The sequence below is a fragment of the Pseudomonas mediterranea CFBP 5447 genome (assembly GCF_000774145.1).
GTDB lineage: Bacteria > Pseudomonadota > Gammaproteobacteria > Pseudomonadales > Pseudomonadaceae > Aquipseudomonas > Aquipseudomonas mediterranea.
Window position 1 is genome coordinate 254,882 of the sequence record NZ_KN322983.1, and the last position, 26,543, is coordinate 281,424.

Here is a 26,543-nt window from a genome sequence, read left to right on the forward strand (position 1 = left end):
TCAAGGAGACCATGATGTCGTTGAAGAAAATCGCTGTTACCGCCGCCCTGTTGCTCAGCACCCTGCCGACCCTCAGCCAGGCCCGTGATACCGCGCTGTACCTGCCTTTCGACAAGGTCGTCGCCGAAGCCATCCGCACCGGCAAGATCGATGGCAGCGTGAAGTTCTACCTGGCGGGCAACAAACCGGCCGGCAACGTCACCGTGATCAGTCCCGGAGCAGTGACCAACAAGAAAACCAACGCCTTCAACAAGTCCGACGAAGCGGCCTGCGAATGGGTGCTGCAATCGGCGCTGATCAGCTTGCACCAGGCGGCCAAGAATGCCGGCGCCAACGCCGTGACCAACATCGTCAGCTTCTACAAGAGCAACGAGCGCAAGGACGCTACAACCTATGAATGCCATGCCGGCGCGATCATGGCTGGGGTGGCATTGAAAGGGGATCTGTCGAAGGTGCAGTGAGCCTTCCGGCATTGATGTAGCCTGGCCTGCCGCCATCGCGAGCAGGCTCGCTCCCACAAGGGTTCTGTGCCCGGCGCAGATGTCTGGTTCACTGAAAATCCACTGTGGGAGCGAGCCTGCTCGCGATAGGGGCAGGTCAGTCGACAGCGATGCAAGCTGATCCACCGCTATCGCGAGCAAGCTCGGCTCCCACAACGATCCACTGTCCCTCCTACCCTGCCCGACACCGCCACGTGCGGTATCTATCTACCACCCAGTCATCCCCTTTCTTCAATAGGTTGTTCTTCCGAAAACTTCTCAGGAAGAGCCCATGTTGGAAGACACACCCCTACAGACCGATAGCGCCGTGGACCCAAGAGCCCCGCTGGTCAGCCTGTTGAAAAGCTCGCAGCAAAAGATGATCCGCCTGAACGACACCGTTCCACGTGCCTCGAAGCAGCTTGAAAAGCATTTGGCTGACTGGCTCGGCAAGACCTTTGCCGCCTTGCCCGGCAACGTCACCGCCAAGGAAATATTCATATGCAGGCGCAAGGAAGGGGGCAGGACCACAACCCGCCTCGACACGCTTTTCTGGCGGGCGATCGCGGGCAAACTGGATGTCCGCGAGCTCTTCGACGAACCAGACATCATTGATTTGGTCATTCAGCAGAATAACGCCACGGATGCCCCTCCAGCCCTGAACAGCAATGAGGCAAAGGAAGACCTCAAGCAACTGCTCGGCATCACGCCGGATTCGTGCAAGGCGCTGTTGACCCAGGCGCTGGACGACTTCTGGAGACCTGCCGATTCGAGGGCGGGCCGCAATATCGGCGCCTGGTTGTCCAGTGAACTGGCTACACAGCTCAAGGCCCAGGCGGACCTTCACAAGCTGGACGGAACGCTGAGCACACTAATGCACCGGGCAGTGACAGAGCGTGCCCTGCCGGCACCGAGCGCGGCGTCGCGTGCCCACATGACCGAATATCAGCGTCCCGGTGTGCATAGCCTGAGCCTGACCCCGCACCGGTGGGCTTTCAGCGTGCCCATGCCGGGAGCCGTCGTGCTGACGCAACATGACAATGCCAGCGAGCCGGGAAGCGCGCTGCTATACCGTCCAGGCGAACCACTGCACATCTACGACAACCTGGAAGCGCTCAAGGCCAGCCTGTTGGAAGACAGTAATCCCGGGGACGAGATCGACACTGCACCGATAGCCGAAAACTTCCTGGTCCGCTTGATCACCGAACTGCGGGCGTCGCAAAAGAACGCCGTAGGCAGTGTCTTGCTCAGCGGCCCGGCAGAAGCAGAGGAGATCGCGGCGTGGGTGAACAGGCTGGATGCGGCGGCGGATCTGGGGGATCGGCTGGACCTGGCGTCTGCCCTGGATGAACGTGAGCTGCGGCTGGGCCTGAAAAAACTCGATGATTGGTTGCACACCAACCCCCACGTCACCGGCAGCGACCGCCTGGCGTGGTGGGAGGCGACCCAGGCAGTGCAGACAACCATGGTGGAAACGGTCCCTGCGCCAGCCCCCGTGACGCTGGCGACCCCGGAGGCCCTGCATGCCCGGACCCGCACTTTGTTGGCGGGTGTCATCCGCGAGAAATACCCACCGGTCGACCCTGAAGACGTGTCGCTGAGTATCAGGAAGCAGTTGATCGATCCCCATGCCCCCACCGGCGGGTCACCGTTTGGCTCCGGGATATCGCAAGGCAGCGTCAGGGGTGTCATCGATGACCGCCGTTCCCTGACGGAGTGGGCGATGTCCAATCTGACGCTAGACGAACGCAATGCCCCTCGGCCCACCGTAGAAGGGCCGCTGAGTTTTGCGCAGATTGTAGAGATCATCGAAAGGGCCAATGTCGGCGCCCGGCTGCCGACCGAGTTGCAAGTTGTAGCCCGGCGAACGCAGGCGCAATGGATGGCCCTGAAAGCCAAGCAGATGCGAGCCCAGGTCTGGGCGGCGCACATCTCCGGCGACCTGCGACACGACCGTGACAATACCGGATTGAAACTGGTGCTGGCGGCGCTGGACAGCCCCGTGGCGGCAGGGCGCGGCAAGGTTGGTGGGCATGAGGTGGTGGTTCGTCAGTTGCACTGGGGCGATAGCGTACTGAAAGAAATACTGGCGTTTGGGGTCAAGACGCTGGCGAGCCGCCCCTCGCTGACGCTGTACACGCCGGGCGCGCCGGACGGCAAGACGTTCCGCGACGTGGATGCGACCAGCAGCCGGACCCTGGAAACCACCCTGGTGCAGACGCTTACCGCCACACCGGAGATGACCCGATGGCTCATCTCGCAGTTGCCGTTACTGGAACAGGCCGAGCAGTTCGCAAGCCTGGTACCGCTGTCGGAAGATCTGACATTCGAGCAGAAGATCAAGAAAGTCGCGCAGTCCGTCTTCGCGTGGGTGAAGGATCGGGCTCAGCACGATTTCGCCAGGAAGATCGCTTCGCCCGCGGTTGAAGCGAACCTGCTCCAGGTGTTGCATGAAACCCAGATCACCCACGCGATCAGAACCACGGAAATGTTGACGGTGAGCAATGCCGAGCGCGATAGCGCTGCCGCGCAGGAAGGGCGCCGAAACGGGGTCATGCTGTTGACCGGCGCCATGTCGGTGTTCCCGGTAGGGCGGCTGGGCGGCCTGTTGGGTCGCGCGATCCTGCCGACAATGGCGGGCGGTGCCGCGGTGTCGGCGATAGACGATGAAAATGGCAGCCTCCGCCAGTGGACGTCTGATTTCATCAGCGGGTTGGGAGAGGTCATGGCCGAGGCCGGACAGGATTTGATCATGGCCCGCGCGGGACGTCATCGGCGCCACGCACGGCCGAGGCTTTCCACCATCCCCCGCATGCCGGATCCGGAGCTGGCACCCTATCGCCTCAACGGCTTCGACGGACATGGATTGATAGCCGAGGGACGCCACCGCTACCGCGACGCAAGCGGACAGGGCTACCTGAAGCTGGGGAAGGACTACTACAAAACGGCGGTCCAGGCAGGCGAGCAAATTATTTACTCACCGAACAATCGCACGGACCAGCGGACAGTCACTTGGGAAAATGACGGCTGGCGCGTTGAAGAGCGGCATCGGTTACGCGGAGGCGGGGCGCTCCAGAGCCTGCTCGGCCGGCCTCCGGAAACCCCGCAACAACGAACCTGCAATGCGTTGGTGGAAGGCGTACTGGTCATGAATCGCTACCCTTCCCTCGAAGCAGTCAGCACCGCCAGGGACATTTTCCAGTCCATGCCTGAAGCATTGGCCGAACGCCTTCTTCGCGAGAGCATGGCCGATATAGGTGCCCTCGACATAAACCGCTACCACGCCCAAATACTCGATTGGACTCAGGGGCGCGGCAACCTGTCCAGGCGCAAAGCCTTCCAGCAGGCGTTATTGGACAAGATGAATACGTGGAGCATCGTCGTCCTTAGCAGTAAGGACATCGAAGCAAACGTATTCAACGTTACCTTGAACGACATTCAGAAAATAAAAATCTACGACACGATACTGTCACACAGGAGCATGTTCTTTACCGAAGACCGGATTCGGGTCAATACAACGATCATCACGGATAACATCACCGGCGCCGTATTCATGGCCTTCACCTCCAAAGGAAGCAGGAAGAAGGTGGCCATGGATAAGATCGCGCAAGGCACCCGGGAAATGCTCAATGCCGTGGAGGCCAGGCTGGCTGCCAAGGCACAAACGTTATTCCCGGGTAATGAACCAGAAGCAAAGGCCGCCCGGGAAAAATACCTGGCGTCGGACGAATGCTATGACGAGTTGATTGCGGCTCTTCGGCAGGAGAAGCAACGCCGGCACAAGCCCGGGCTGCTGACGGAGATCAGAAACAATCGAGTACCCTACATCATCGCCCACAAAGGCCGGACCCAACGCAACGTCACGTTGCTCACCGGCGAAGACATCACGAACTTCAGCCGTACACTCGCCAACTACGAACCGTTCGATATCGAGATCGTGACCCAGGCTCGAACCCACAAAGTGGAAGGTACAACACCCACCATTCCCTCCCCGGTTTTGCCCACCCCATCGCCGGCACGGGACAAGTTCACCGTCACCAACAGCCCATTGGCCGAAACCCAGATGTCCTACGCCAGCTTCTCAGAGGCGGCGAAAACCAGGGTCCAAGTCATCACGGAAGATATTCGCGCGGGAAGAATAACCACCAAGAAAATCAACCGATATTACTGGTACACCATGGCCCAACTGACCCCGGGCGGAGGCAAAGGCGCATGGCGCGCCGCGTTTGAACGCGAGGGCGATAGCTGGATACTCCGAGGGTTCTACGACTACCACGCCAATGGTCCTGCGACGGTTTGGGAAGGCTAAGAAAAAGGGCGCCGAAGGGCGCCCTTATTCATGCAGGTGGTCATCGATCAAGTACTGGCATGCAGCTTCAACCCCAACGCTCTGACAACCTTCAAAATGGTTCCAAATTCAGGATTGCCTTCCCCCGACAAGGCACGATAAAGATTCTCACGTGACAACCCTGCATCACGGGCCACTTGGCTCATTCCGCGAGCTCGTGCAATGGTCCCCAGGGCTTTTGCGATGAATGCGGGATCGTCTCCGGCCTCCTCCATGCATGCATCCAGATAATTGGCCATGTCCTCTTCGGTCTTGAGGTACTCGGCAGAGTCCCAACGAGTGAATTGTTCGGTCATGGGTTTTGCTCCTGCCAGGATTTCGCTATGAGCCTGGCTTGTTTGATATCACGGGTCTGACTGCTTTTATCACCGCCACACAGCAAAATGATCAACTGTCGGCCTTGCTGCATGAAATAGATTCGATAGCCGGGACCATAATCGATACGCGCTTCGCTCAAACCTTCTCCTATAGCTTTGACATCTCCCAGATTTCCATCAGCCATGCGATCGATTCGAACCTGAATGCGAATTCTGGCGCGGCTGTCTGCCAGCTTTGAGAGCCAGCCGGAAAAGGTACAGCTTCGAATAATCTCCGTCATATCGCGCAGTGTAGCTCTTGAGCTACAAACCATTCAAGCCAACATCAAGCCGTCCTTCAGAACCGGAAATACCGGTATTTTCAGCCAATAACGCCACAAACGCCTTCGCCATCGGCGAACGCTGGTCCTTACGCTGCACCAGCCACACCGCCGACACCGCCGCCGGATCGAGCAATGGCCGATAGACCACGCCATCGACCCGTATCCGCTGGTAGGACGCCGGCAGTACCGAGACGCCCAACCCCGCCGCCACCAGGCCGATGATGGTCATGGCTTCGCCGGCTTCCTGGGCGAAGTGGGGACTGAAACCGGCGTCGCGGGCCAGGCTCAGCAGTTGCGCATAGAGGCCGCTGCCGTAGCTGCGGGGGAAGAACACGAACGGTTCCTGGGCCAGGGCCGAGAGGAACAAGCCTTCGTCGCTGCTCCGGGCCAGCGGATGTTTGGAACTGAGCACTGCCACCAGCGGTTCGCGGCTGAGTTCGATTTCGCTCAAGGCGTCGGGCAGCGGCAGGGGGCGCATGATGCCGATCTCGATTGTTTCGTCCAGCAACGCGTCGGCCACCTGGGTACTGCTCATTTCCCGCAGGTTCAAGTGCACGGCCGGGAACCGCTGGCGGAACGAAAAGATTGCCTGGGGAATGGTGGAGTTGAACGGCGCGGAAGAGGTGAAACCGATCTTCAGCTCACCCAGCTCCCCCAGTTGGGCGCGACGCGCCACGTCGGCAGCCTTGTCGACCTGGGCCAGTACCCGCCGCGCCTCTTCGAGGAACAACCGCCCGGCTTCGCTCAACTCGACCCGACGATTGGTGCGCTCGAACAGGCGCGCGCCTATCTCCTGCTCCAGCGCCTGGATCTGCTGGCTCAGGGGCGGTTGGGAAATGCCCAGGGCCAGTGCGGCGCGGCCGAAATGCAGCTCTTCAGCCACGGCGATGAAGTAACGCAGGTGACGCAATTCCATGGGCTACCCAATAGGTCGTTAAACGTCTTAAACAGGTCGAACAATATATTGGATAGAAACATTAGCCGGCTATATGCTTTTCTCATTGCCTGCCCTGATCGTGCCCTGCGAGGTCCATCGTGAAAACTGCTGTCGCGCCACTGGCCCATGAAATACCACCCCGCGTGCAGGACGACGTCGTTACCGAGTTGAAGGACATCTACATCGAGAAAGGCACGCCGATGTTCATCCGCACGGTACTGGCGCTGTTCTGCGGCGGCTTTGCGACCTTTGCCCTGTTGTATTGCGTGCAGCCGATGATGCCGTTGCTGTCCAGGGAGTTTTCCGTCAACGCGGCGCAAAGCAGCCTGATCCTGTCGGTGGCGACCGGCCTGCTCGCCGTCGGCCTGTTGATCACCGGGCCGATTTCCGACCGCATCGGCCGCAAGTCGGTGATGGTCACCGCACTGTTCGCCGCCGCATTGTGCACGGTGGCCAGCGCCATGATGCCGACCTGGCATGGCGTACTGCTGCTCCGGGCCTTGGTGGGCCTGTCGTTGAGCGGATTGGCCGCCGTCGCGATGACCTACCTGAGCGAAGAGATCCATCCCAAGCACATCGGCCTGGCGATGGGGCTGTACATCGCCGGCAACGCCATCGGTGGCATGTGTGGGCGCCTGATCACCGGGGTGCTGATCGATTTCGTCAGCTGGCACACCGCGATGCTGGTGATTGGCAGCCTCGCCCTGGTCGCCGCGGCGGTGTTCTGGAGGATCCTGCCCGAGTCGCGCAACTTCCGCCCGCGCTCGCTGCACCCACGCAGCTTGCTGGACGGCTTCACCCGGCACTTTCGCGACGCCGGCTTGCCGTTGCTGTTCCTCGAAGCCTTCGTGCTGATGGGCGCCTTCGTGACGTTATTCAACTACATCGGCTATCGCCTGCTGGCCGAGCCTTATCATCTGGATCAGGCCTTCGTCGGACTGCTGTCGGTGGTGTACCTGTCGGGCATCTACAGCTCGGCCAAAGTCGGCGCACTGGCGGACAAGCTCGGTCGACGCAAGATGCTCTGGGCCACCATCGCACTGATGCTGGCCGGTCTCGCCCTGACCATGGCCACACCCCTGGCGCTGGTGATCCCGGGCATGCTGGTCTTCACATTCGGCTTCTTCGGCGCCCACTCGGTCGCCAGCAGCTGGATCGGCCGCCGCGCCCTGACCGCCAAAGGCCAGGCATCGTCGCTTTATCTGTTCAGCTATTACGCCGGTTCGAGCGTGGCCGGCACCGCTGGCGGCGTGGCCTGGCACCTGGGTGGATGGAACGGTGTCGGCCTGTTCATCGGCGCGTTGCTGCTGGTGGCGTTGTCGGTGGCGGTAAAACTGGCGAAATTGCCGCTGCTGCCCGGCAACATGCCGGTCTGAACACCTCCTGTGGGAGCAAAGCTTGCTCGCGATTACGGTAAGTCAGCCAACAACAATGTCGGCTGGTCTGCCCCATCGCGAGCAAGCTTCGCTCCCACAGGGTTTGCGCCGTTTGATTGTTAACTGACTGGCATCAGGCACATGTCAGCCAATCACTGACGCAACACCACCCGCGCCTCCAACACGCCATCGCGCGCTTTCAAGGCCAGCGATCCCATGGCCGCGCCGTCCCGCTCGTGACGATCCAACCAATGAAGCAGCGGATTGGCATCGCCGGTGACAGTGAGCCGCAACGCATCGCCCTCGATCTCCATTTCGGCTATTTCCAGGCCCGCTGCTGTCGCGCTGTCGTTGACCCGTACCGACAATGGACGCAGCGCGGCACTGGCATCCCGGTCGGGCTCGGCGCGCTGGATCCGTGCGGTCAGTTGCGCCTGTTGGCGATACTGTCGCTCAGCGATCTCCAGGCGTTGGCGGGTGGGTTGCCAGATCGAGGTATAGCCCACGACCACCAGGACCAGCCCGGCGAGGCCCAGCAACAACCGTTGCTCGCGGCCGGACATGCTTTCCCAGGCCTGTTTCAGGTGTGTCCATCCATTGAGACTCATCAACTGTCCTCCAGGGTGAGCGTCGCCTGTACCCGGTTGCTCTGCTTGCTGGCGCTGCCCAAGGTGAGCGGGAGACCGTTTTGCTGTCCGCGCTCACGCAGTTGCTCAAGTTCGATGAAGCTGTTGGCGGTCAGCTGGATTTTCCAGCCTTCGCGCTCTCGGTACTCGATCTGCTGCACCTCGACAAGGCTGGCGCCGATCACCTGCTCTGTCAGGCGGACCAGCCGAGCGACCTGGGTGGCCGGGTTCTGAGAGCGACGTTGCTGCATTGCCTGGAACTGCGCCGCCAGGTCAACGACAGGATCCTGTCCGGGATACAGCGACCTGAATTGCTGCTCGGCATGCGCATGCAGACGGCGGGTTTCGTTTTGCAGAAAGCCGATGCGCACTTCAGTGAACGCCCAAGCAAGCAGGAACATGCCCAGCGCGGCCGTCGCCGCACCGCGCCAGGGTAGATGCTGACGCCGCCGTCGGAACTCGCCCTGCAACAGGTTGATGGGATGCCCCTCGCGGCTCAGTAGCCACTCGTCGATGCCAGGGCGGTCAGTGGCTTCGTCCAGCCAGTGGATGTCCCCGGGCAGGCTCTGCTTGAGTGTCGCCAAGGCCTGGGCCGACAGCGCCATCCGCGCCGGCAATGCCCCACCCAACAGCCAGCGGCCGAACCAGCGCACCCCGAAAGCCTTGTCCTTGGCGATCAGTTCGGCATCGACATGTATCGCCCGGACATCGATGCCATGCGCGTCGAGCAACGCCAGTAGCGCCTGGAGCCGGGCCCGCTGGATCACCAGCAGCGGATAGCACTGTTGACGGTCTCGTAGACCGATGCCGATGTGCAGCGCTTCGAGGTTCTCGCTCAACTGCTCTTCGATGGCAAATGCCAGGGCCTGGGGTCGGGGCTGGCGTCGAGAGGGCCAGGGATCGCTACGCATCCAGCTGCACATTTCCATCGGCAACAGCACATCGACGACCCGCCCGTTCAACTCACGAGCGGCTTCGTGCAAAGGCAGGCAACGGCGCTCGCCCGAGGGCGACCACACGCAGCAACGCCAGTTGGCACAAGGGGCGCCCGCGCCCTCGGCGGTCAGGTATAGCCAGGTTTTCATCAAGGAAGCTCACTGGGGCTGAGAGGTAAAAAGCGACGCTGGCGAACAGTCCAGTGCCCGGTCGCGGAATCTCGTTCGATGTCCGAGGCCAGGCGCAGGTGGCGGTCCGCTTGAGTCACGCTCACGGTGATCCGGAACCAGCGACTGCTCACCCCCAGGCCATGGCTGCTCAGGCCCAGGCCGGACAACAACGGGTCGCCGGTGAAGGCCTGGACGCTGGCGTAGGGGGCGTCGGAACGCCGTTCGATGACGGTCTTTGCGGCGCCGGCGTCCATGCCGTCCAGAACCATCAAGAGCTGCAACGGTGCGGTATTGATATTCAGCTGCGCGTCCATGGGCAGCACCGCCACCCAAGGTTCCAGGCGTCGCAGGGTCTGACCGTCGATGCCGGGCAACAGACGCAACTGGCTCAACTCCTGGACCGTTCCGACCTGGGGCAACGACAGCTCCGGTAAATCCAGCGAGGTGAGCAACCGGGCCCAGCGTCCCAAGGTCACTTGATCGACTTGCCCGCGGGCCAACAATGGACTGAGGTTCAGGCGCCCGGACAGGTCTTCGATATCAACCTCGATCCCGGCGTCGTCCAGCGCCAGGGCAGGCGCCAGACGGGCCCAGTCCTGACTCAGGTCGACGGACCCGGCCTGGTTATTCACGCTGTCTTCCAGCACGGCGCGCGCCCAGGCCTCGGCGGCCAGGCCCGATTGGCGTAACTGGACCTGTTGCAGCTGTTGCGCGCTGCTGTGCAGCAACAGGCGATGGCTGCGCAGCATTCCACCGACCAGCAGCAAGGCCAGGCTCAACACCAGCAGCACACTGATCAACGCCACCCCGCGTTGATGCGTCATGGCAACACTCCCGGCAACAGCAGCACCCGACGGATCTGTTCGAAGCGCCCCACCGACACGTTCAGTTCCAATGCCAGCGGCCAGCCGTCGCCCGCGGTTTCGCCATGCCAACCCCGTTGCGAGTCAAACAGGCGCCAACTCAGGCTGCGGACATCATCGAGCAGTTTCTGCCGCTGCAGAGTGGTCGTTCCTTCGCCAAAGCTGTCGCGCCACAACGCTGCGCCTTCGAGTCGATAGCTCACCGTCTGCCGCTCGCTGCGAGGCTGGTCCAGTGGATTGCGCCAATGACTGCGCTGCAATTGCAGGTGACCCGGCCCGAGCACGACAGAGCCGGCCACGGCCTGCCACGCGTCGCGCTCGATCACGCCCACGGCACGCTGCAAGGCCCTGATTTCCCGCTCGTACTGACCGGCCCCCTGCTGAGTACGTACGACAGCGTCGAACAGGCGCCAACCGGCGAGGCCGAGCAGCGCGAAGAGGGCGATGGCGATGACCAGTTCCAACAAGGTGAACCCCGCCTGCCTATTCATGACGGTTGCGGATCCACCCGGTCGTTTGATGCACGCTGGACGCGCTGCCAGCGCCGCTGACCTGGATCTCGACTTGAAGCAGGCGCGGGTCGCGGGCCGGAGCGATGCGCTGTTGCAGGGTCCATTCGCGACGCCCGAGAGACCGGGTCAGTTGCTGTCGGCCCGGTGCAGTGGCAGCTTGCAGGCGCAGCTCGCTCAATTGATTGTCGGCCACCCAGGCACCAAACAGGCGGTCCTCCAGGACTGCACTTTGCCTGAGCACGAACTGGCTGGCCGATAGCGCGGCCGCTGCCACCGTGGCGAAAATCGTCAGGGCGATCATGACCTCCAGCAAGGTAAATCCCTTGCAGGCGGCCGGTCGGCGAAACTCACTCATCAATCGACGGCTCCGCCAGACCATCACTCGACACCCGCGCAATACGCTGGCCGGCGACTTTCACCAGCAACCTGAACGGGCTGATCTCATCGCTGCTGAGCATCAGCAATTGCGGCGCGCCTGACGCCTCGTCGAGGACCCAGGCGTGACCGTCCTGCTCCAGCCCCAGCGTCATGCCTTCCGGTAACCGGTGCAGGGGCGCCATGGCGGTCCAGCCCCGGGAGTCGAGTCGCAATGCCTGATAGCCGCGAGGCTGTACCCGCACGCCGTATTCCACCCCATCCAGCACCGCCCGCTCGCGCAACTGCTGCACCACACGGATGAAATCCTGGGCCTGCTGCCGGGCCTCACGCGCCGGGCTTGGCCCAATGGCGAGGCTGACCATGCCCGCCAGCACGCCGATCAGGACGATGACCACCATCAACTCCAACAAGGTGAAACCCCGACAGCGACGGCCCATGTTCATTCGCCCCAGTTGCCGATGTCGGCCGCCGCGCCGTCACCGCCCGGCTCGCCATCGGCCCCCAGCGAGTACAGGTCGTAGCTGCCATCGGTGGCCTTGAGGCCGGGGTTGAGATACTGATAGGGGGTGCCCCAGGGATCGATCGGCAGGCTTTTCAGATAGCCCTGGGGGTTCCAGTTTCTCGCCACCGGCGTGCCAGACGGACGTTTACTCAGTGCGTCCAGGCCCTGCCGGGTCGACGGGTAATGGAAATTGTCGAGTCGGTACATTTCCAGTGCAGTGGATATCGCCTGGATATCGGTGCGGGCGGCCGTGACCTTGGCTTGATCGGGTCGGCTCATGAACTGCGGCACCACCATGGCGCCCAGCACGCCGATGATGACCACCACCACCATGATTTCGATCAGCGTAAAGCCGCGTTGACGGCGTGCGGGCCGGTTGTTTTGAAGTTTCATCGATCAATTCACCAATTGGTTGAGGCTCAAGATAGGCAGGAGAATGGCCATGACGATCAGCAGCACAACGCCGCCCATCACCACCAACATGGCCGGTTCGAAAAGGCTCACCACCAGCGCGATCCGCGCCGCGAGGCTGGCCTCCTGTTGTTCGGCGGCACGGGCCAGCATGCGATCCAGTTCGCCGACCCGTTCACCGCTGGCGATCATGTGCAGCATCAGCGGTGGAATATCGCCGCCCAGTTCCAGGCCACGGGTCAGGGTTCCGCCTTCGCGTACCGAACGGGCAACGTCGGCCATGCGGGCGCGGATGGTCAGGTTGCCAATCACCTGCGCGGCGATGTGCAAGGCCTCGACCAAAGGCACGGCGCTCTGGCTCAGGATTGCCAGGGTGCTGGCGAATCGGGCGGCTTCCATCGCCCGCAACACGTCGCCCAGCAGCGGCAGCCTGAGCAGCAGGCGATGCCAGCGCAGGCGCCACAGCGGTTGGCGCAGGCTCCAGCGCCACAGCCCGAACGATCCAGCCAGGGCCACCAGCATCAGCGCTCCATAGCGGCGCATCCCATCGCTCACCGCGATCAGCGCCTGGGTGAGCCAGGGCAACGGCTGGCCACTGTCGATGAAAATCTTCACCACATCCGGCACCACATAGCCCAACAGGAAAGCGACGATCGCCACGCAGGCCAAAAGCAGAATCAGCGGATATACCAGCGCCAACTGAATGCGCTGGCGAGACGCCTGGCGCGCCTGGGTGTAGGTCGCCAGTTGTTCCAGCACCTGGCCCAGGTGACCGGACTGTTCGCCCGCCGCGACGGTGGCGCAGAACAGCTCGGGGAAGGCCTGGGGAAACGCTTTCAGTGCCGTGGCCAGTGCGTGGCCTTCCATTACCCGCGTGCGCACCGCCGACAACAGGTGGACGACGCGACGCTTCTGGCTCTGCTGCGCTACGGCCCGCAGGGATTCTTCGAGGGGGAGCCCGGCCTGGATCAGCGTGGAGAGTTGCAACGTCAACAACGCCAGGTCGGCCGGGCTCAGTCGCGCCCCGACGAAGCGGGCAGCCAGGGTGGCTTGCGCCTCGCCCTCGCGCAGCTCCCAGGGCAACAATCCGCGCCCGCGCAAGAGCTGACGGGCATGACGGGCGCTGTCGGCCTCCACCCGCCCCTTGCAGCGCCGGCCCTGGGCATCTTCGGCCCGATAATCGAAAGTCGGCATTGCGCTAATCCTCCTGGGTGATGCGCAGCAGTTCATCGACACTGGTCAGCCCTTCCAGGACCCGCTGGCGCCCGTCCTGGAACAGGCTGCGGGAGGTCTTGCGCGCCTCGGCCGCCAGCGCCGGTTCGGCCGCTCCCTGGTGAATCAGTTGCGACAGCGGGCTGCTGACACTGACCAGCTCATAAATGCCGAAACGCCCCCGGTAACCCGCCTGGCAGTCATCGCACCCCATGGCCCTGAACAGCCGAGGCCCGGCCTCGGCCTCGAGCCCGAGGCGCCGACAGGTGGCGGCGTCGGCGACATAGGGGGTCCTGCAGGATGGACACAGGGCCCGCAACAACCGTTGCGCGACGATGCCGGCCAGGGACGAGGCCAGCAGATAAGCGTCCACGCCCATGTCCACCAGCCGCGTGATCGCACCGACGGCGCTGTTGGTGTGCAGGGTCGACAACACCAGGTGACCGGTCAGGGAGGCCTGGACGGCGATCTCGGCCGTCTCGCGGTCACGAATCTCGCCCACCATCACCACGTCCGGGTCCTGGCGCAGAATGGCTCGCAAGCCACGGGCGAAGGTCATGTCGACCTTCGGGTTGACCGGCATCTGGCCGATGCCCGGCAGGTGGTATTCGATCGGGTCTTCGACAGTGAGGATGTTGCGGCTCTGGTGGTTGAGGCTGCTGAGCGCCGCGTACAGGCTGGTGGTTTTCCCCGAGCCCGTGGGGCCGGTCACCAACACGATACCGTGGGGTTTGGCGAGCAACCGACGCAGGCTCGCCAGGGTGTCGTCTGGCAGGCCCAGACGCGGCAGCTCCAGACGCCCGGCCTGCTTGTCGAGCAGGCGCAATACCACTCGCTCGCCATGGGCCGACGGCAGCGTCGAGACCCGCACATCGACCTCATGCCCGGCCAGCCGCAACGCCATCCGGCCGTCTTGAGGGACTCGTTTTTCTGCGATATCCAGGTGCGCCATGACCTTGATCCGCGATACCAGCAGGCTGGCCAGCTCACGGCGCGGACGGAGCATTTCCCGCAGTTGGCCGTCGACCCGCATGCGTACCGAAAGATACTGTTCGTACGTTTCCAGGTGCACGTCCGATGCCTGTTCGCGAACCGCTTCGCTGAGCAGCGCGTTGATCAAGCGGATAATCGGCGCATCGCCCTGCTGCTCCAGCAAATCCGCGGTCTGTGGCAACTGATCGGCCAGGCTGAGCAAGTCCAGTTCCTCGTCCAGCCCCTGAGCCACCTGTTCGGCAGCGCTCTGGCCCTGGCGATAGACACAGGCCAGGCGCGTGGCGAATTGCGCGGGCTCCAGCACCTGGATCGGCAGTTCCCGGCCACATCGCCGGCGAACCTCAGCCAGCGCAGTCAGCGGCGTATCGCAACGCATCACCAGGCTCATGGTCGTCCCTTCGCCGTCCAGTAGCACGCCGTGGCGCCGGGCAAAGCCAAAGGGCAGCGGGGCCAGGGAATCGCTCACAGGTCACCCCGTTTCTGCAGCAGCGGATCTGTCGACGACGGCTCCATGGAGGACTCGAACAACTGGCGAGCGTCGCGGGGCAGCAACAGCGAATTATTCTGCCGCGAGCCCGGCTTGCTCAGTTCCCGGAGCGCGTCGTAGCGCTGGCGACTGACCTCCGCGAGGTCTTCCTTGCCACGCACGATGGTCGGCCGCAGGAACACCATCAGGTTGCTTTTGGTCTGGGTGTCGCGGGTCCAGCGAAACAGCGCACCCAGGTACGGAATGCTGCGCAACAGCGGCACGCCGCTTTCCTGGGAACGGACATCGTCGCGGATCAGGCCGCCGATCACGATGATCTCGCCGTCGTCCGCCAGTATCGTGCTCTTCAGGGCCCGCTTGTTGGTGATCAGGTCCGAGGAGTCCACGCCGGCAACAGACGGGGCGATGTCCGAGACCTCCTGCTGGACCTCCAGGCGCAGGGAGGAGCCCTGGTTGATGTAGGGCTTGATCTTGAGGCTGATGCCGACGTCCTTGCGCTCCACCGTGGTAAAGGGATTGTCCGCACCGCTGCCGTTGGTGGCGTAGGAGCCGGTCTTGAACGGCACGTTCTTGCCGACAATGATCTCCGCCTCCTGGTTATCCAGGGTCAGCAGGCTGGGCGTGGAGAGCAGGTTGCTGCGGGTATTGCTCGCCAGGGCCGATATCAGTGCACTGAAGCGATCCCCCCCTAACCGCAGGAGCACACCGTCGACGTCCTTGGGGTTCAGCTCACCGATGATCGGCGTGTTGGTTCCCGAAAAACTGATGACCCCCTCCGCGCCGCCACTCTTGATCCCCCACTGCACCCCCAGCGCCTCGGCAATGTCTCCGGAAATTTCAACGATGGCGGCATGGATGAGCACCTGGGCCCGAGGTTGGTCCAGCTCCCGGACGATATTCTCGATGGTGCGGACCTGGGCCGGCTCGGCGATCAACACCAGGGCATTCTGGCTTTCGTCGGCCTTGATCATGAACGGGTTGGCGGCAGCGCTTTCCCGCAGGCCGGCCTGGGCCGGTGCGGCTTTCTTGTCTTGCCCGACGCCCTCCAGCACCTCGGCCAATTGCTTGGCATCGCTGTGGCGCAAGCGGATGACCCGCGCAGTGTCCTCGGCCGCGGAGGCCGGAACGTCCAGGGTCCGGGCCAGTTCGGCCAGGCGTTGACGCACCCGCGGTGCGCCGATGATCACCAGGCGGTTGCCGCGCGCGTCGGCAATCACCGAGCCGGCGGTGTCGCCCTCGCGCTTATTGCCGGAAGCTTCCAGGATCGACGCGATATCCCCGGCCCTGGCATGACGTAACTGCACCACCTCATGATTGCGGTTGTGTCCCGAGTCCAATTGCTGCGCGACCCGAGTGATGCGCTGCACATTGGCGGCCGTGTCGGTCACTACCAACGCGTTGGCGGAAACCGAAGGCCCGATGTAGCCGGCACCCGATACCAGGGGGCGGATCAGTCCGGCAACGTCGGCTGCAATGCTCGATTGCAAGTCGATGACCCGGGTGACGAACTGCGAGGGCGCCGGGTCTTTCGTGTCGCCGGAACCGGCCCGGGTCCTGCCATCGGCAACCGGGGTGATCAGGATCCGCTCGCCTTCATCGATCACGGTGAAGTTGTGGGCATCGAGTACCGAATAGAACAACCGACGCACGCCTTCGCGATCCAAGGCCTCGCGGGACATGACGGAGATGCGTCCCGACACCCTCGGATCGAGCACTACGGTTTTGCCCAGGATCGCGGATATTTCTTCGACCACATCGCGCAATTCGGCATTGTTCATTGCCAGTTGCCAACGCGCCTCTTCGGCCCGCGCCACGGTGGCAAACATCAGCGGACAGGACACGGCAAGACAGAGCAACACGTGGGAGACACGGCTGCGGATAACGCTGTTCATGAATTCGATCACTCTGGATGCCCGGCCACCGGGCGTACGTATTGCGGAGAATCAACCGTCGCAGGGCGTTCATCTTCGAGACCCACCCGGCGCAACCAGGGCTTCGCCTGTTGTTGCAGGGCCAGGCGCTCTTCACGTCCGTTGCGCCATAACGTCACATGGTCGGCCTCCACCCGACGCAGCACGCTGCCGCTGGGCAAGCGCTCACCCACCTGGTAAATGCGCGCGCCTGCAGCGTCAGCCAGCAATGCCCGCGACAGGCCCTGGGCAACGACAAAACTGGCTTGCAAGGTCATCGGCTCGGCACTGGGCAAGTGGGCACCGGCAGGCGCGAGACCGAGCACGGTGGCCACGGCTTGAACATTGGGCGAGCGGCCAGCCGGGACGACCGGCGATTCGACGACCGTCGGCACTTCACGGCCCAATGCCTGGCGAAAACGCCATTCCTGCCCGACCAGGAATACGCCATGCAACAGCGGCACGAGCCACAAAGCGTGCCGTGCGAAGAAATAATTTGAATGCATCACCGCGCTCTCGCTTGAAGGCAGCAGGCAACCCGTGCGGATTGCCTGACGCCATTCCCGTCAGGACTTACAGCTTGTCCCAGGCGCTCTGCCAGGAAGCACCGACACCGGGCTCGAAACCGTTCGCCGTCGGGCTGTACTGCTTGCAGTAACCGGACGCGGGGAACGGCTTGCACTCGAAGACCTCGTTGGTCTTGGGCTGCAATACCTTCGTGCCGGCGGTGTACTCACCGAGGTTTTCAGGGAACACGAAATCGTATTCGACGTCTGCGCCCTCACCGGTCAGGGTGACGGTGCGAGTTTCCTGGCGCGTGGTGCGCCCGTCCTCGGTGGTGCCTACCAGCGTCAGGGTGTGGGCCCCCGGCGCACTGCGCACGTCCATGCTCAGCCCGGTGTTGCCTTCACCTGCGGATTGGCTCACGACCCCCACCGGCTTGTTCTTCTCATCGAGCAACGTCGCTTCCAGGTTCATCCGGCGGTTCGTCTGCGCCGCGAACGTCATGCTGACGCGGCCCTTGTCGAGTACGTATTCCGGCTGCAGGGACGCAATCGACATGCTGGCGCCAGCGTCTTCCTGCATGTCCAGTTGCACTTCATACCGGCTCACGCCGCTTTCTTTCTGGGCGTACAGGTTGTTAGTGCCGCGGACCGGGGTGATATTGCCGTCATCGTCGCGAATACCCGCACGAATCAGTGGATGGGCCTGGTTGATGGCTTCGGCCAGTTTGAACGACCAGTTCTCAGGCCGACCCTCCTCGGCCGAGTCGATGCCGACAGCCACGCTGTAGGAGGGATTTTCGCCGCTGGCGGAGAATGCTCGCGCCTTGACCCTGTCGCCCACCAGCAGTGGAGTCGACGATGCGATGCTGCCCACCGGCGACCAGCCTCCCGGCAGCGCGGCTTCGGCGAGGATGTTCACGTCCGCCGGGTCGTAGAACGCGTTGTCGGTGTCACCCACCGTCCAGACCGCCAGGATCACATGATGTCCCGACTTGCTGTCGGGTATGACGCAGTTGTGCCGGGCACCCGGTTTCGGCGTCTGGTTGCCGCCATCCACCGTGCAGAACGGCGTGCTGTCGAACGAGGCACGCTTGAGCGCTTCGTTCGGGTTCCAGCCATCGCGGGTAATGAAGTACTCATGCCGTGTCGCCGGGTGCACCGCGGTGTATTGCCATTGGAAGGCGATGTTGCGGTCGCGGATCTCGGTCAGGTGCCAGCGCGTGGCCGATTGCGCATCAAGGGCGGAAAACAGCGGGTGGCCACCACTGGCAATTTTTCCGTCAACCGGTCCCTGCAGGGGCGCCCCGCCTGCTCCGTTGGGGAAACCCTTGAAGGTTTCACCTGTGCTCTGGGGTTCGTATTGCGCGCCGCCGCAGTTTTTGTTTTCGCCTTTCTGGCACAACAACGCACGCGAAGGCGGTACTTCCAGGAAGCCATGGGCAAGCGCGCCCTGGGACACTATCAAGGTCGACAAGAGAACCAAGGAGGAAGCACATCCCGTCAATACCGTGCTCTTGTAGAAGTTGTTTTTCATATAAGTTCCAGGCTAGTCATTCGAGATTGGGAAGACGTATCACCGTCATCTTGAAAGGCATGCGGGAGTGCTCAGCGCCGCACCTTTCAAGCGCCGAACCTTATAGAAAACTCAAAGTTTGCTATGTAGGGTAAATCTCTCTAGGTAGAAGGAAGGATCTCTGAATCTATTTTTCTTACATGGTGAAAGAAAGCTCTTACACATAAGAAGCCAGCCGCCATAAACAACAAACACGCCAGGCCAAACAACCGACTAATTGATGTTGAATAGATGAACAGCACGCAAAAAAAAGCCTGTCCGACACTGGACCGGACAGGCTGCTTTAGCGGGGTCCACTAGGCGTGATATTGCGCCGACAGCTCATGCACCGCCCGCAGGAATGCACCGGCATGTTCCGGATCGACTTCCGGGGTAATGCCATGGCCGAGGTTGAACACATGGCCGCTGCCCTTGCCATAACTGGCGAGGATACGCCCGACTTCAGCGCGAATGGCTTCAGGCTTGGCGTAGAGTACGGTCGGGTCCATGTTGCCTTGCAACGCGACTTTGTGACCGACCCGTTCGCGGGCGTTGCCGATGTCGCAGGTCCAGTCCAGGCCCAGGGCGTCGGCACCGGCATCGGCGATGCTTTCCAGCCACAGGCCGCCGTTCTTGGTAAACAGGATCACCGGGACCTTGCGCCCTTCATGCTCGCGGATCAGGCCGCTGACAATCTTGCGCATGTAGGCCAGGGAGAACTCCTGGTACGCCGCCGCCGACAGGTTGCCGCCCCAGGTATCGAAGATCTGCACCGCTTGCGCACCGGCCAGGATCTGACCGTTGAGGTAAGCCGTCACCGACTGCGCCAGCTTGTCCAGCAACAGGTGCATGGCTTGCGGATTGTCGTAGAGCATGGCCTTGGTCTTGCGGAAATCCTTCGACGAGCCGCCTTCGACCATGTAGGTGGCCAGGGTCCACGGGCTGCCGGAGAAGCCGATCAGCGGCACGCGACCGTTGAGTTCGCGGCGGATGGTGCTGACCGCGTCCATGACGTAGCCCAGGTCCTTCTGCGGATCGGGAATCGGCAGCGCTTCGATATCGGCCAGGGTACTGACGACTTTCTTGAAGCGCGGGCCTTCGCCCGTCTCGAAGTACAGGCCCTGGCCCATGGCGTCGGGAATCGTGAGGATGTCGGAGAACAGGATGGCCGCGTCCAGCTGCGGGTAGCGATCCAGCGGTTGCAGGGTCACTTCGCAGGCGAACTGGGGGTTCATGCACAGGCTCATGAAGTCGCCGGCCTTGGCGCGGCTGGCGCGGTACTCCGGCAGATAGCGGCCGGCCTGGCGCATCATCCACACAGGGGTCACGTCTACGGGTTGCTTGAGCAGGGCGCGCAGGAAACGGTCGTTCTTCAGGGCAGTCATGTCGGCATCCGGAAAAAAAGTGCGGGCATTTTCTCAGAGCGCGAAGCAAAAGGCACGGCAAGAGCCGTGCCTTTTATCTATCGGGGCAATTTGTCGCATAAAAGCAGCTGCAAGCTATGAGCGGCAAGCCACAAGTGCGCCTGCTTTCAACTTGTAGCTTGAAGCTTATAGCTTGCAGCTGGGTCTTTAGACCCCCAGGTAATCCAGGATCCCTTCCGCCGCATTGCGGCCTTCGAAGATTGCCGTCACCACCAGGTCGGAACCACGGACCATGTCGCCACCGGCGAAGATCTTCGGGTTACTGGTCTGGTGCTTGTACTGGCCTTGTTCCGGGGCCACGACGCGCCCCTGACTGTCGGTCTGGATGCTGAACTGCTCGAACCAGGGCGCCGGGCTTGGACGGAAGCCGAAGGCGATCACCACGGCGTCGGCCGGGATGATCTCTTCGGAGCCGGGGATCGGCTCGGGGCTGCGGCGGCCACGGGCGTCCGGCTCGCCGAGACGGGTCTCGACCACTTTCACGCCTTCGACCTTGTCTTCACCCACGATGGCAATCGGCTGGCGGTTGTAGAGGAACTTCACGCCTTCTTCCTTGGCGTTCTTCACCTCTTTGCGCGAGCCGGGCATGTTGGCTTCGTCACGACGGTAAGCACAGGTCACCGACTTGGCACCCTGGCGGATCGAAGTACGGTTGCAGTCCATCGCCGTGTCGCCACCACCGAGTACCACCACCTTCTTGCCCTTCATGTCGACGAAATCTTCCGGCGACTTTTCAAAGCCCAGGTTGCGATTGACGTTGGCGATCAGGAAGTCCAATGCATCGTACACGCCCGGCAGGTCCTCGCCGGCAAAGCCGCCCTTCATGTAGGTGTAGGTGCCCATGCCCATGAATACGGCATCGTATTCTTCGAGCAGTTGCTCCATGGTCACGTCCTTGCCCACCTCGGTGTTCAGGCGGAACTCGATGCCCATGCCGGTGAAGACTTCGCGACGATTGCTCAGCACGGTCTTTTCCAACTTGAACTCGGGGATGCCGAAGGTCAGCAGGCCACCGATTTCCGGGTTCTTGTCGAACACCACCGGAGTCACGCCGCCGCGTACCAGTACGTCGGCACAGCCCAGGCCCGCCGGGCCGGCACCGATGATGGCAACGCGCTTGCCGGTCGGCTTGACCTTGGACATGTCCGGGCGCCAGCCCATGGCGAACGCGGTGTCGGTGATGTACTTCTCCACCGAACCGATGGTCACCGCGCCAAAGCCGTCGTTCAGGGTGCAGGCGCCTTCGCACAGGCGATCCTGCGGGCACACCCGGCCGCAGACTTCCGGCAGGGTGTTGGTCTGGTGGGACAGCTCGGCGGCCTGGAGGATGTTGCCCTCGGCCACCAGCTTCAGCCAGTTGGGAATGAAGTTGTGCACCGGGCACTTCCATTCGCAGTACGGGTTGCCGCAGCCCAGGCAGCGGTGGGCCTGGTCGGCCGACTGCTGGGGTTTGAACGGTTCGTAGATCTCGACGAACTCTTTCTTGCGTTGACGCAACAGTTTCTTCTTCGGATCCTTGCGCCCGACATCGATGAACTGGAAGTCGTTATTCAGACGTTCAGCCATTGTTAAAACCTCATCAAACTCTTCAGGCGCATATCACTGCGGGTTGGCACGAGTGCTGGAAAGCAACGACTTCAGGTTGGCAGCCTTCGGCTTGACCAGCCAGAAACGACGCACGTAGTCATCGAGGTTTTCCGCGAGTTCACGACCCCACTCGCTGTCGGTTTCCTCGACGTACTCATCCAGCACGCGTTGCAGGTGGCTGCGGTAGGCTTCCATCGCCTCGCCGCTGATCCGCTGGATTTCCACCAGTTCGTGGTTGACCCGGTCAACGAAGCTGTTGTCCTGGTCGAGCACGTAGGCGAAACCACCGGTCATGCCAGAGCCGAAGTTGTAACCGGTCTTGCCCAGGACACAGACGAAACCGCCGGTCATGTATTCGCAGCAGTGATCCCCGGTGCCTTCCACCACGGTGTGGGCCCCGGAGTTGCGCACGGCAAAACGCTCGCCCGCGGTGCCGGCGGCGAACAGCTTGCCGCCGGTGGCGCCGTAGAGGCAGGTGTTGCCGATGATGGCACTGTTCTGGGTCTTGTAGACGCTGCCCTTGGGCGGAACGATGACCAGCTTGCCGCCGGTCATGCCCTTGCCCACGTAGTCGTTGGCATCGCCTTCCAGGTACATGTTCAGGCCGCCGGCGTTCCAGACGCCGAAGCTCTGGCCGGCAGTTCCCTTGAAGCGGAACGTGATCGGCGCCTGGGCCATGCCCTGGTTGCCGTGTTTGCGGGCGATTTCGCCGGAGATCCGCGCGCCGATGGAACGGTCGCAGTTGCAGATGTCCAGGCTGAACTCGGCACCGCTCAGGTCGTTGATCGCCGAAGCGGCCATGTCGACCATTTTCTCGGCCAACTCGCCCTTGTCGAACGGCGGGTTGCGGTCGACCTGGCAGAATTGCGGCTTCTCCGCCGGGATCAGATCGCTGCCCAGCAACGGCGTCAGGTCCAGATGATGCTGCTTGGCGGTCTGCCCTTCGATCACATCCAGCAGATCGGTACGGCCGATCAGCTCTTCGAGGGAGCGCACGCCCAGCTTTGCCAGCCACTCGCGGGTTTCTTCGGCCACGTAGGTGAAGAAGTTCACCACCATGTCGACGGTACCGATGTAGTGGTCCTTGCGCAGTTTCTCGTTCTGGGTCGCCACGCCGGTGGCGCAGTTGTTTAGGTGGCAGATACGCAGGTACTTGCAGCCCAGGGCGATCATCGGCGCGGTGCCGAAGCCGAAGCTCTCGGCGCCGAGGATGGCGGCCTTGATCACGTCGAGGCCGGTTTTCAGGCCACCGTCGGTCTGCACCCGGACCTTGCCGCGCAAGTCGTTGCCGCGCAGGGTCTGGTGGGTTTCCGCCAGGCCCAGTTCCCATGGCGCACCGGCGTACTTGATCGAGGTCAGCGGCGATGCACCGGTGCCGCCGTCGTAGCCGGAGATGGTGATCAGGTCGGCATAGGCCTTGGCCACGCCGGCGGCGATGGTGCCGACGCCGGCTTCCGCCACCAGCTTCACCGAAACCAGCGCCTGCGGGTTCACCTGCTTGAGGTCGAAGATCAGTTGCGACAAGTCTTCGATCGAGTAGATGTCGTGATGCGGCGGTGGCGAAATCAGGGTCACGCCGGGAACCGCGTAGCGCAGCTTGGCGATCAGGCCGTTGACCTTGCCGCCGGGCAGCTGGCCGCCTTCACCGGGCTTGGCACCCTGGGCAACCTTGATCTGCAGCACTTCCGCGTTGACCAGGTACTCCGGCGTCACACCGAAGCGGCCGGTGGCAACCTGCTTGATTTTCGAGCTCTTGATGGTGCCGTAGCGCGCCGGATCCTCGCCGCCTTCACCGGAGTTGGAACGCGCACCAAGGCGGTTCATGGCTTCGGCCAGGGCTTCGTGGGCTTCCGGGGACAGGGCGCCCAGGGAAATACCGGCGGAGTCGAAGCGCTTGAGCACCGATTCCAGCGGTTCCACTTCGCTGATGTCCAGCGGGGTGTCCAGGGTCTTGACCTTGAGCAGGTCGCGGATCATCGACACCGGGCGGTTGTCCACCAGCGCCGTGTATTCCTTGAACTTGGTGTAGTCGCCCTGCTGCACAGCGGCTTGCAGGGTGTTCACCACATCCGGGTTGTAGGCGTGGTATTCGCCGCCGTGGACGAACTTCAGCAGGCCGCCTTGCTGGATCGGCTTGCGCGGACTCCAGGCTTCGGCAGCCAGGGCTTTCTGCTCGGCTTCGATGTCGACGAAACGCGCACCCTTGATACGGCTCGGCACGCCACGGAAGCTCAGCTCGCAGACTTCCTCGGACAGGCCGATGGCCTCGAACAGTTGCGCACCGCGGTACGAGGCGATCGTCGAGATGCCCATTTTCGAGAGGATCTTGAGCAGGCCCTTGGTGATGCCCCGGCGGTAGTTCTTGAACACCTCGTAGAGATCGCCCAGCACTTCACCGGTGCGGATCAGGTCGCCGAGCACTTCGTAGGCCAGGAACGGATACACCGCCGAGGCACCGAAGCCGATCAGCACCGCGAAATGATGCGGATCGCGGGCGGTGGCGGTTTCGACAAGGATGTTGGAATCGCAGCGCAGGCCTTTCTCGGTCAGGCGATGGTGCACCGCCCCCGTGGCCAGGGATGCATGGATCGGCAACTTGCCCGGCGCGATGTGACGGTCGCTGAGCACGATCTGGGTCCGACCGGCGCGCGCGGCTTCTTCAGCCTGATCGGCGACGTTGCGGATGGCCGCTTCGAGGCCGACGCTTTCGTCGTAGTTCAGGTCGATGACCTGACGCGCGAAGCCCGGACGGTCGAGGTTGGTCAGCGAGCGCCACTTGGCCGGGGAAATGACCGGCGAGCTGAGGATCACCCGCGAGGCGTGCTCCGGCGACTCCTGGAAAATGTTGCGCTCGGCGCCCAGGCAGATTTCCAGCGACATCACGATCGCTTCGCGCAGCGGGTCGATCGGTGGGTTGGTCACCTGGGCGAACTGCTGGCGGAAATAGTCGTATGGCGTGCGCACACGCTGCGACAACACAGCCATCGGCGTGTCGTCACCCATGGAGCCGACCGCTTCGTAGCCCTGCTCGCCCAGCGGACGCAACACCTGGTCACGCTCTTCGAACGTCACCTGGTACATCTTCATGTACTGCTTGAGCTGGTCGACGTCGTAGAAAGCCGAGCCGTGGTCATTGTCTTCCATGGTCGCCTGGATGCGCAGGGCGTTCTTGCGCAGCCATTGCTTGTACGGATGACGGGACTTGAGGCGGTTGTCGATGGCGTCGGTGTCGAGGATCTGGCCGGTTTCGGTGTCCACGGCAAAGATCTGGCCCGGGCCTACGCGGCCCTTGGCGATGACGTCTTCGGGCTGGTAGTTCCAGACGCCGATTTCCGATGCCAGGGTGATGAAACCGTTGGTGGTGGTGACCCAGCGCGCCGGGCGCAGACCGTTACGGTCCAGCAGGCACACGGCATAGCGGCCATCGGTCATGACGATACCGGCCGGGCCGTCCCACGGTTCCATGTGCATGGAGTTGTATTCGTAGAACGCCCGCAGGTCCGGGTCCATGGTCTCGACGTTCTGCCACGCTGGCGGAACCAGCATGCGCACGCCACGGAACAGGTCGATGCCACCGGTCACCATCAGTTCGAGCATGTTGTCCATGCTCGAGGAGTCCGAGCCCACGCGGTTGACCAGCGGGCCGAGCTCTTCGAGATCGGGCATCAGGTCGTTGGCGAACTTGGTGCGACGGGCCAGGGCCCAGTTGCGGTTGCCGGTGATGGTGTTGATCTCGCCGTTGTGGGCGAGGAAGCGGAATGGCTGGGCCAACGGCCATTTCGGCAGGGTGTTGGTGGAGAAGCGCTGGTGGAACACGCAGATCGCGGTTTTCAGGCGCTCGTCGCTCAGGTCCGGATAGAAGGCGGTGAGGTCCGCCGGCATCATCAGGCCTTTATAGATGATGGTCTTGTTGGAAAAGCTGCAGATGTAGTGGTCGGTGTCGGCGGCGTTGGCCACGGACGAGCGACGACGGGAGCTGAACAGCTTGATCGCCATTTCCTGGTCGCTCAGGCCTTCGCCGGCGATGAACACTTGTTCGATCTGCGGCAGGCGCGCCAGGGCCAGGCTACCGAGGACACTGGTATCGATCGGCACTTTGCGCCAGCCGACCAGCTGCAGGCCGGCGGCCAGGATCTCGCGGTCCATGTTCTCGCGAGCGGCCTGGGCCTTCACCGGGTCCTGGTTGAAGAACACCATGCCCACGGCGTACTGCTTGGGCAGGGTGACGCCAAACGTTTCCTGGGCAATGGCACGCAGGAACTCATCAGGCTTTTGAATCAGCAAGCCACAGCCGTCGCCGGTCTTGCCGTCGGCGTTGATCCCACCACGGTGGGTCATGCAGGTCAGGGCCTCAATGGCCGTTTGCAAAAGGGTATGGCTGGGCTCGCCCTGCATGTGGGCTATCAGGCCAAAACCACAGTTATCCTTGAATTCATCTGGTTGGTACAGACCTGCTTTCATAGACACTTTCTCACCAGGCTGCCTCTTATCGAGACAAATTTCTTTTCAATTCAGCCAGTTGCATGTCGCGCCGAACGTACGCCGGCTTTGCGGGGGCAAAAGGGAGGTCATTGTACATGCCGACACAGACACCCACAAATTTGACGACGAAACGTCGCAAATTCATGTCGCATTTGTGAAAGGTTTAAAGCTATATGCTGTGCTAGTCAAAACTTTTTTGGGTTCGACCGCTA

At 62.5% G+C, this 26,543-nt stretch carries 21 protein-coding genes; 3 read left to right on the top strand and 18 right to left on the bottom strand.

What is annotated here, in order from left to right; all coding sequences use genetic code 11:
- Nucleotides 1-14 precede the first annotated feature (14 nt).
- On the top strand, nucleotides 15-461 hold the full coding sequence (locus N005_RS06620; protein WP_047700467.1) for a hypothetical protein: 447 nt from the start codon (nucleotides 15-17) through the stop codon (nucleotides 459-461).
- 310 nt (nucleotides 462-771) lie between these two features.
- Nucleotides 772-4,788: a dermonecrotic toxin domain-containing protein gene (locus tag N005_RS06625; protein ID WP_047700468.1), complete on the top strand. Its 4,017-nt coding sequence runs from the start codon at nucleotides 772-774 to the stop codon at nucleotides 4,786-4,788.
- A gap of 47 nt (nucleotides 4,789-4,835) precedes the next feature.
- On the opposite strand, the gene N005_RS06630 is transcribed toward N005_RS06625, so the two are convergent.
- Genes N005_RS06630 through N005_RS06640 form a run of 3 tightly spaced genes read right to left on the bottom strand, consistent with a single transcriptional unit; the run spans nucleotide 4,836 to nucleotide 6,383 of the window.
- The gene (locus N005_RS06630; RefSeq protein ID WP_047700469.1) at nucleotides 4,836-5,123 is read right to left on the bottom strand and encodes an addiction module antidote protein; all 288 of its coding nucleotides are present in this window, start codon (nucleotides 5,121-5,123) and stop codon (nucleotides 4,836-4,838) included.
- The gene (locus N005_RS28050; RefSeq protein ID WP_081993227.1) at nucleotides 5,120-5,425 is read right to left on the bottom strand and encodes a type II toxin-antitoxin system RelE/ParE family toxin; all 306 of its coding nucleotides are present in this window, start codon (nucleotides 5,423-5,425) and stop codon (nucleotides 5,120-5,122) included. Before N005_RS28050 ends, N005_RS06630 begins: the two co-directional genes overlap by 4 nt.
- Nucleotides 5,426-5,447: 22 nt before the next feature.
- Nucleotides 5,448-6,383, bottom strand: a complete 936-nt coding sequence (locus N005_RS06640) for a LysR family transcriptional regulator (protein WP_047700471.1) — start codon at nucleotides 6,381-6,383, stop codon at nucleotides 5,448-5,450.
- 140 nt (nucleotides 6,384-6,523) lie between these two features.
- On the opposite strand from N005_RS06640, the gene N005_RS06645 reads away from it, so the two are divergent.
- Nucleotides 6,524-7,780: an MFS transporter gene (locus N005_RS06645; protein WP_414057986.1), complete on the top strand. Its 1,257-nt coding sequence runs from the start codon at nucleotides 6,524-6,526 to the stop codon at nucleotides 7,778-7,780.
- 152 nt (nucleotides 7,781-7,932) lie between these two features.
- Here the strand turns inward: N005_RS06645 and gspM are convergent, their stop codons facing one another.
- The 15 genes from gspM to gltB form a co-directional block, all read right to left on the bottom strand.
- Complete coding sequence (gspM, locus tag N005_RS06650; protein WP_047700473.1) at nucleotides 7,933-8,388, bottom strand: type II secretion system protein GspM; 456 nt, start codon at nucleotides 8,386-8,388, stop codon at nucleotides 7,933-7,935.
- On the bottom strand, nucleotides 8,388-9,491 hold the full coding sequence (gspL, locus tag N005_RS06655; protein WP_047700474.1) for a type II secretion system protein GspL: 1,104 nt from the start codon (nucleotides 9,489-9,491) through the stop codon (nucleotides 8,388-8,390). The genes gspM and gspL overlap by 1 nt, the downstream gene beginning before the upstream one ends.
- Nucleotides 9,491-10,336, bottom strand: coding sequence for a type II secretion system protein GspK (locus N005_RS06660; RefSeq protein WP_047700475.1), 846 nt, complete (start codon nucleotides 10,334-10,336; stop codon nucleotides 9,491-9,493). The genes gspL and N005_RS06660 overlap by 1 nt, the downstream gene beginning before the upstream one ends.
- A complete protein-coding gene (locus N005_RS06665; RefSeq protein ID WP_047700476.1) occupies nucleotides 10,333-10,866 on the bottom strand; it encodes a type II secretion system protein GspJ in 534 nt (177 codons plus the stop codon). Before N005_RS06665 ends, N005_RS06660 begins: the two co-directional genes overlap by 4 nt.
- Nucleotides 10,859-11,242, bottom strand: a complete 384-nt coding sequence (gene gspI / locus N005_RS06670; RefSeq protein ID WP_047700477.1) for a type II secretion system minor pseudopilin GspI — start codon at nucleotides 11,240-11,242, stop codon at nucleotides 10,859-10,861. Before gspI ends, N005_RS06665 begins: the two co-directional genes overlap by 8 nt.
- Nucleotides 11,235-11,702, bottom strand: a complete 468-nt coding sequence (gspH, locus tag N005_RS06675) for a type II secretion system minor pseudopilin GspH (RefSeq protein ID WP_047700478.1) — start codon at nucleotides 11,700-11,702, stop codon at nucleotides 11,235-11,237. The genes gspI and gspH overlap by 8 nt, the downstream gene beginning before the upstream one ends.
- A 2-nt stretch (nucleotides 11,703-11,704) precedes the next feature.
- Complete coding sequence (gene gspG / locus N005_RS06680; protein WP_047700479.1) at nucleotides 11,705-12,160, bottom strand: type II secretion system major pseudopilin GspG; 456 nt, start codon at nucleotides 12,158-12,160, stop codon at nucleotides 11,705-11,707.
- 3 nt (nucleotides 12,161-12,163) lie between these two features.
- Nucleotides 12,164-13,372, bottom strand: a complete 1,209-nt coding sequence (gene gspF, locus N005_RS06685; protein WP_047700480.1) for a type II secretion system inner membrane protein GspF — start codon at nucleotides 13,370-13,372, stop codon at nucleotides 12,164-12,166.
- 4 nt (nucleotides 13,373-13,376) lie between these two features.
- Nucleotides 13,377-14,849, bottom strand: a complete 1,473-nt coding sequence (gspE, locus tag N005_RS06690) for a type II secretion system ATPase GspE (RefSeq protein ID WP_047700481.1) — start codon at nucleotides 14,847-14,849, stop codon at nucleotides 13,377-13,379.
- Nucleotides 14,846-16,762: a type II secretion system secretin GspD gene (gene gspD, locus N005_RS06695; RefSeq protein ID WP_047701015.1), complete on the bottom strand. Its 1,917-nt coding sequence runs from the start codon at nucleotides 16,760-16,762 to the stop codon at nucleotides 14,846-14,848. Before gspD ends, gspE begins: the two co-directional genes overlap by 4 nt.
- Before the next feature lie 8 nt (nucleotides 16,763-16,770).
- Nucleotides 16,771-17,286: a type II secretion system protein N gene (locus tag N005_RS06700; protein ID WP_047700482.1), complete on the bottom strand. Its 516-nt coding sequence runs from the start codon at nucleotides 17,284-17,286 to the stop codon at nucleotides 16,771-16,773.
- A 67-nt stretch (nucleotides 17,287-17,353) separates the two neighbouring features.
- Nucleotides 17,354-18,820, bottom strand: a complete 1,467-nt coding sequence (gene gbpA, locus N005_RS06705) for an N-acetylglucosamine-binding protein GbpA (RefSeq protein ID WP_047700483.1) — start codon at nucleotides 18,818-18,820, stop codon at nucleotides 17,354-17,356.
- Nucleotides 18,821-19,155: 335 nt separating this feature from the next.
- A complete protein-coding gene (hemE, locus tag N005_RS06710) occupies nucleotides 19,156-20,223 on the bottom strand; it encodes a uroporphyrinogen decarboxylase (RefSeq protein ID WP_047700484.1) in 1,068 nt (355 codons plus the stop codon).
- A 186-nt stretch (nucleotides 20,224-20,409) separates the two neighbouring features.
- Nucleotides 20,410-21,828 (bottom strand): FAD-dependent oxidoreductase, encoded by a 1,419-nt coding sequence (locus N005_RS06715; RefSeq protein WP_039592434.1) that lies wholly within the window; start codon nucleotides 21,826-21,828, stop codon nucleotides 20,410-20,412.
- Nucleotides 21,829-21,861: 33 nt separating this feature from the next.
- Nucleotides 21,862-26,310: a glutamate synthase large subunit gene (gltB, locus tag N005_RS06720; RefSeq protein ID WP_047700485.1), complete on the bottom strand. Its 4,449-nt coding sequence runs from the start codon at nucleotides 26,308-26,310 to the stop codon at nucleotides 21,862-21,864.
- Nucleotides 26,311-26,543 lie beyond the last annotated feature (233 nt).

Excerpts from the sequence above, each read along its gene's own strand:
- gspD (WP_047701015.1), bottom strand. The coding sequence starts at position 16,762 with ATGAACAGCGTTATCCGCAGCCGTGTCTCCCACGTGTTGCTCTGTCTT.
- N005_RS06660 (WP_047700475.1), bottom strand. The coding sequence starts at position 10,336 with ATGACGCATCAACGCGGGGTGGCGTTGATCAGTGTGCTGCTGGTGTTG.
- N005_RS06665 (WP_047700476.1), bottom strand. The coding sequence starts at position 10,866 with ATGAATAGGCAGGCGGGGTTCACCTTGTTGGAACTGGTCATCGCCATC.
- N005_RS06625 (WP_047700468.1), top strand. The coding sequence starts at position 772 with ATGTTGGAAGACACACCCCTACAGACCGATAGCGCCGTGGACCCAAGA.
- N005_RS28050 (WP_081993227.1), bottom strand. The coding sequence starts at position 5,425 with ATGACGGAGATTATTCGAAGCTGTACCTTTTCCGGCTGGCTCTCAAAG.
- gspI (WP_047700477.1), bottom strand. The coding sequence starts at position 11,242 with ATGAGTGAGTTTCGCCGACCGGCCGCCTGCAAGGGATTTACCTTGCTG.
- N005_RS06630 (WP_047700469.1), bottom strand. The coding sequence starts at position 5,123 with ATGACCGAACAATTCACTCGTTGGGACTCTGCCGAGTACCTCAAGACC.
- gspL (WP_047700474.1), bottom strand. The coding sequence starts at position 9,491 with ATGAAAACCTGGCTATACCTGACCGCCGAGGGCGCGGGCGCCCCTTGT.
- N005_RS06715 (WP_039592434.1), bottom strand. The coding sequence starts at position 21,828 with ATGGCTGAACGTCTGAATAACGACTTCCAGTTCATCGATGTCGGGCGC.
- gspH (WP_047700478.1), bottom strand. The coding sequence starts at position 11,702 with ATGGGCCGTCGCTGTCGGGGTTTCACCTTGTTGGAGTTGATGGTGGTC.
- gspG (WP_047700479.1), bottom strand. The coding sequence starts at position 12,160 with ATGAAACTTCAAAACAACCGGCCCGCACGCCGTCAACGCGGCTTTACG.
- gbpA (WP_047700483.1), bottom strand. The coding sequence starts at position 18,820 with ATGAAAAACAACTTCTACAAGAGCACGGTATTGACGGGATGTGCTTCC.
- gspM (WP_047700473.1), bottom strand. The coding sequence starts at position 8,388 with ATGAGTCTCAATGGATGGACACACCTGAAACAGGCCTGGGAAAGCATG.
- N005_RS06700 (WP_047700482.1), bottom strand. The coding sequence starts at position 17,286 with ATGCATTCAAATTATTTCTTCGCACGGCACGCTTTGTGGCTCGTGCCG.
- gspF (WP_047700480.1), bottom strand. The coding sequence starts at position 13,372 with ATGCCGACTTTCGATTATCGGGCCGAAGATGCCCAGGGCCGGCGCTGC.
- hemE (WP_047700484.1), bottom strand. The coding sequence starts at position 20,223 with ATGACTGCCCTGAAGAACGACCGTTTCCTGCGCGCCCTGCTCAAGCAA.
- N005_RS06620 (WP_047700467.1), top strand. The coding sequence starts at position 15 with ATGTCGTTGAAGAAAATCGCTGTTACCGCCGCCCTGTTGCTCAGCACC.
- gltB (WP_047700485.1), bottom strand. The coding sequence starts at position 26,310 with ATGAAAGCAGGTCTGTACCAACCAGATGAATTCAAGGATAACTGTGGT.
- N005_RS06640 (WP_047700471.1), bottom strand. The coding sequence starts at position 6,383 with ATGGAATTGCGTCACCTGCGTTACTTCATCGCCGTGGCTGAAGAGCTG.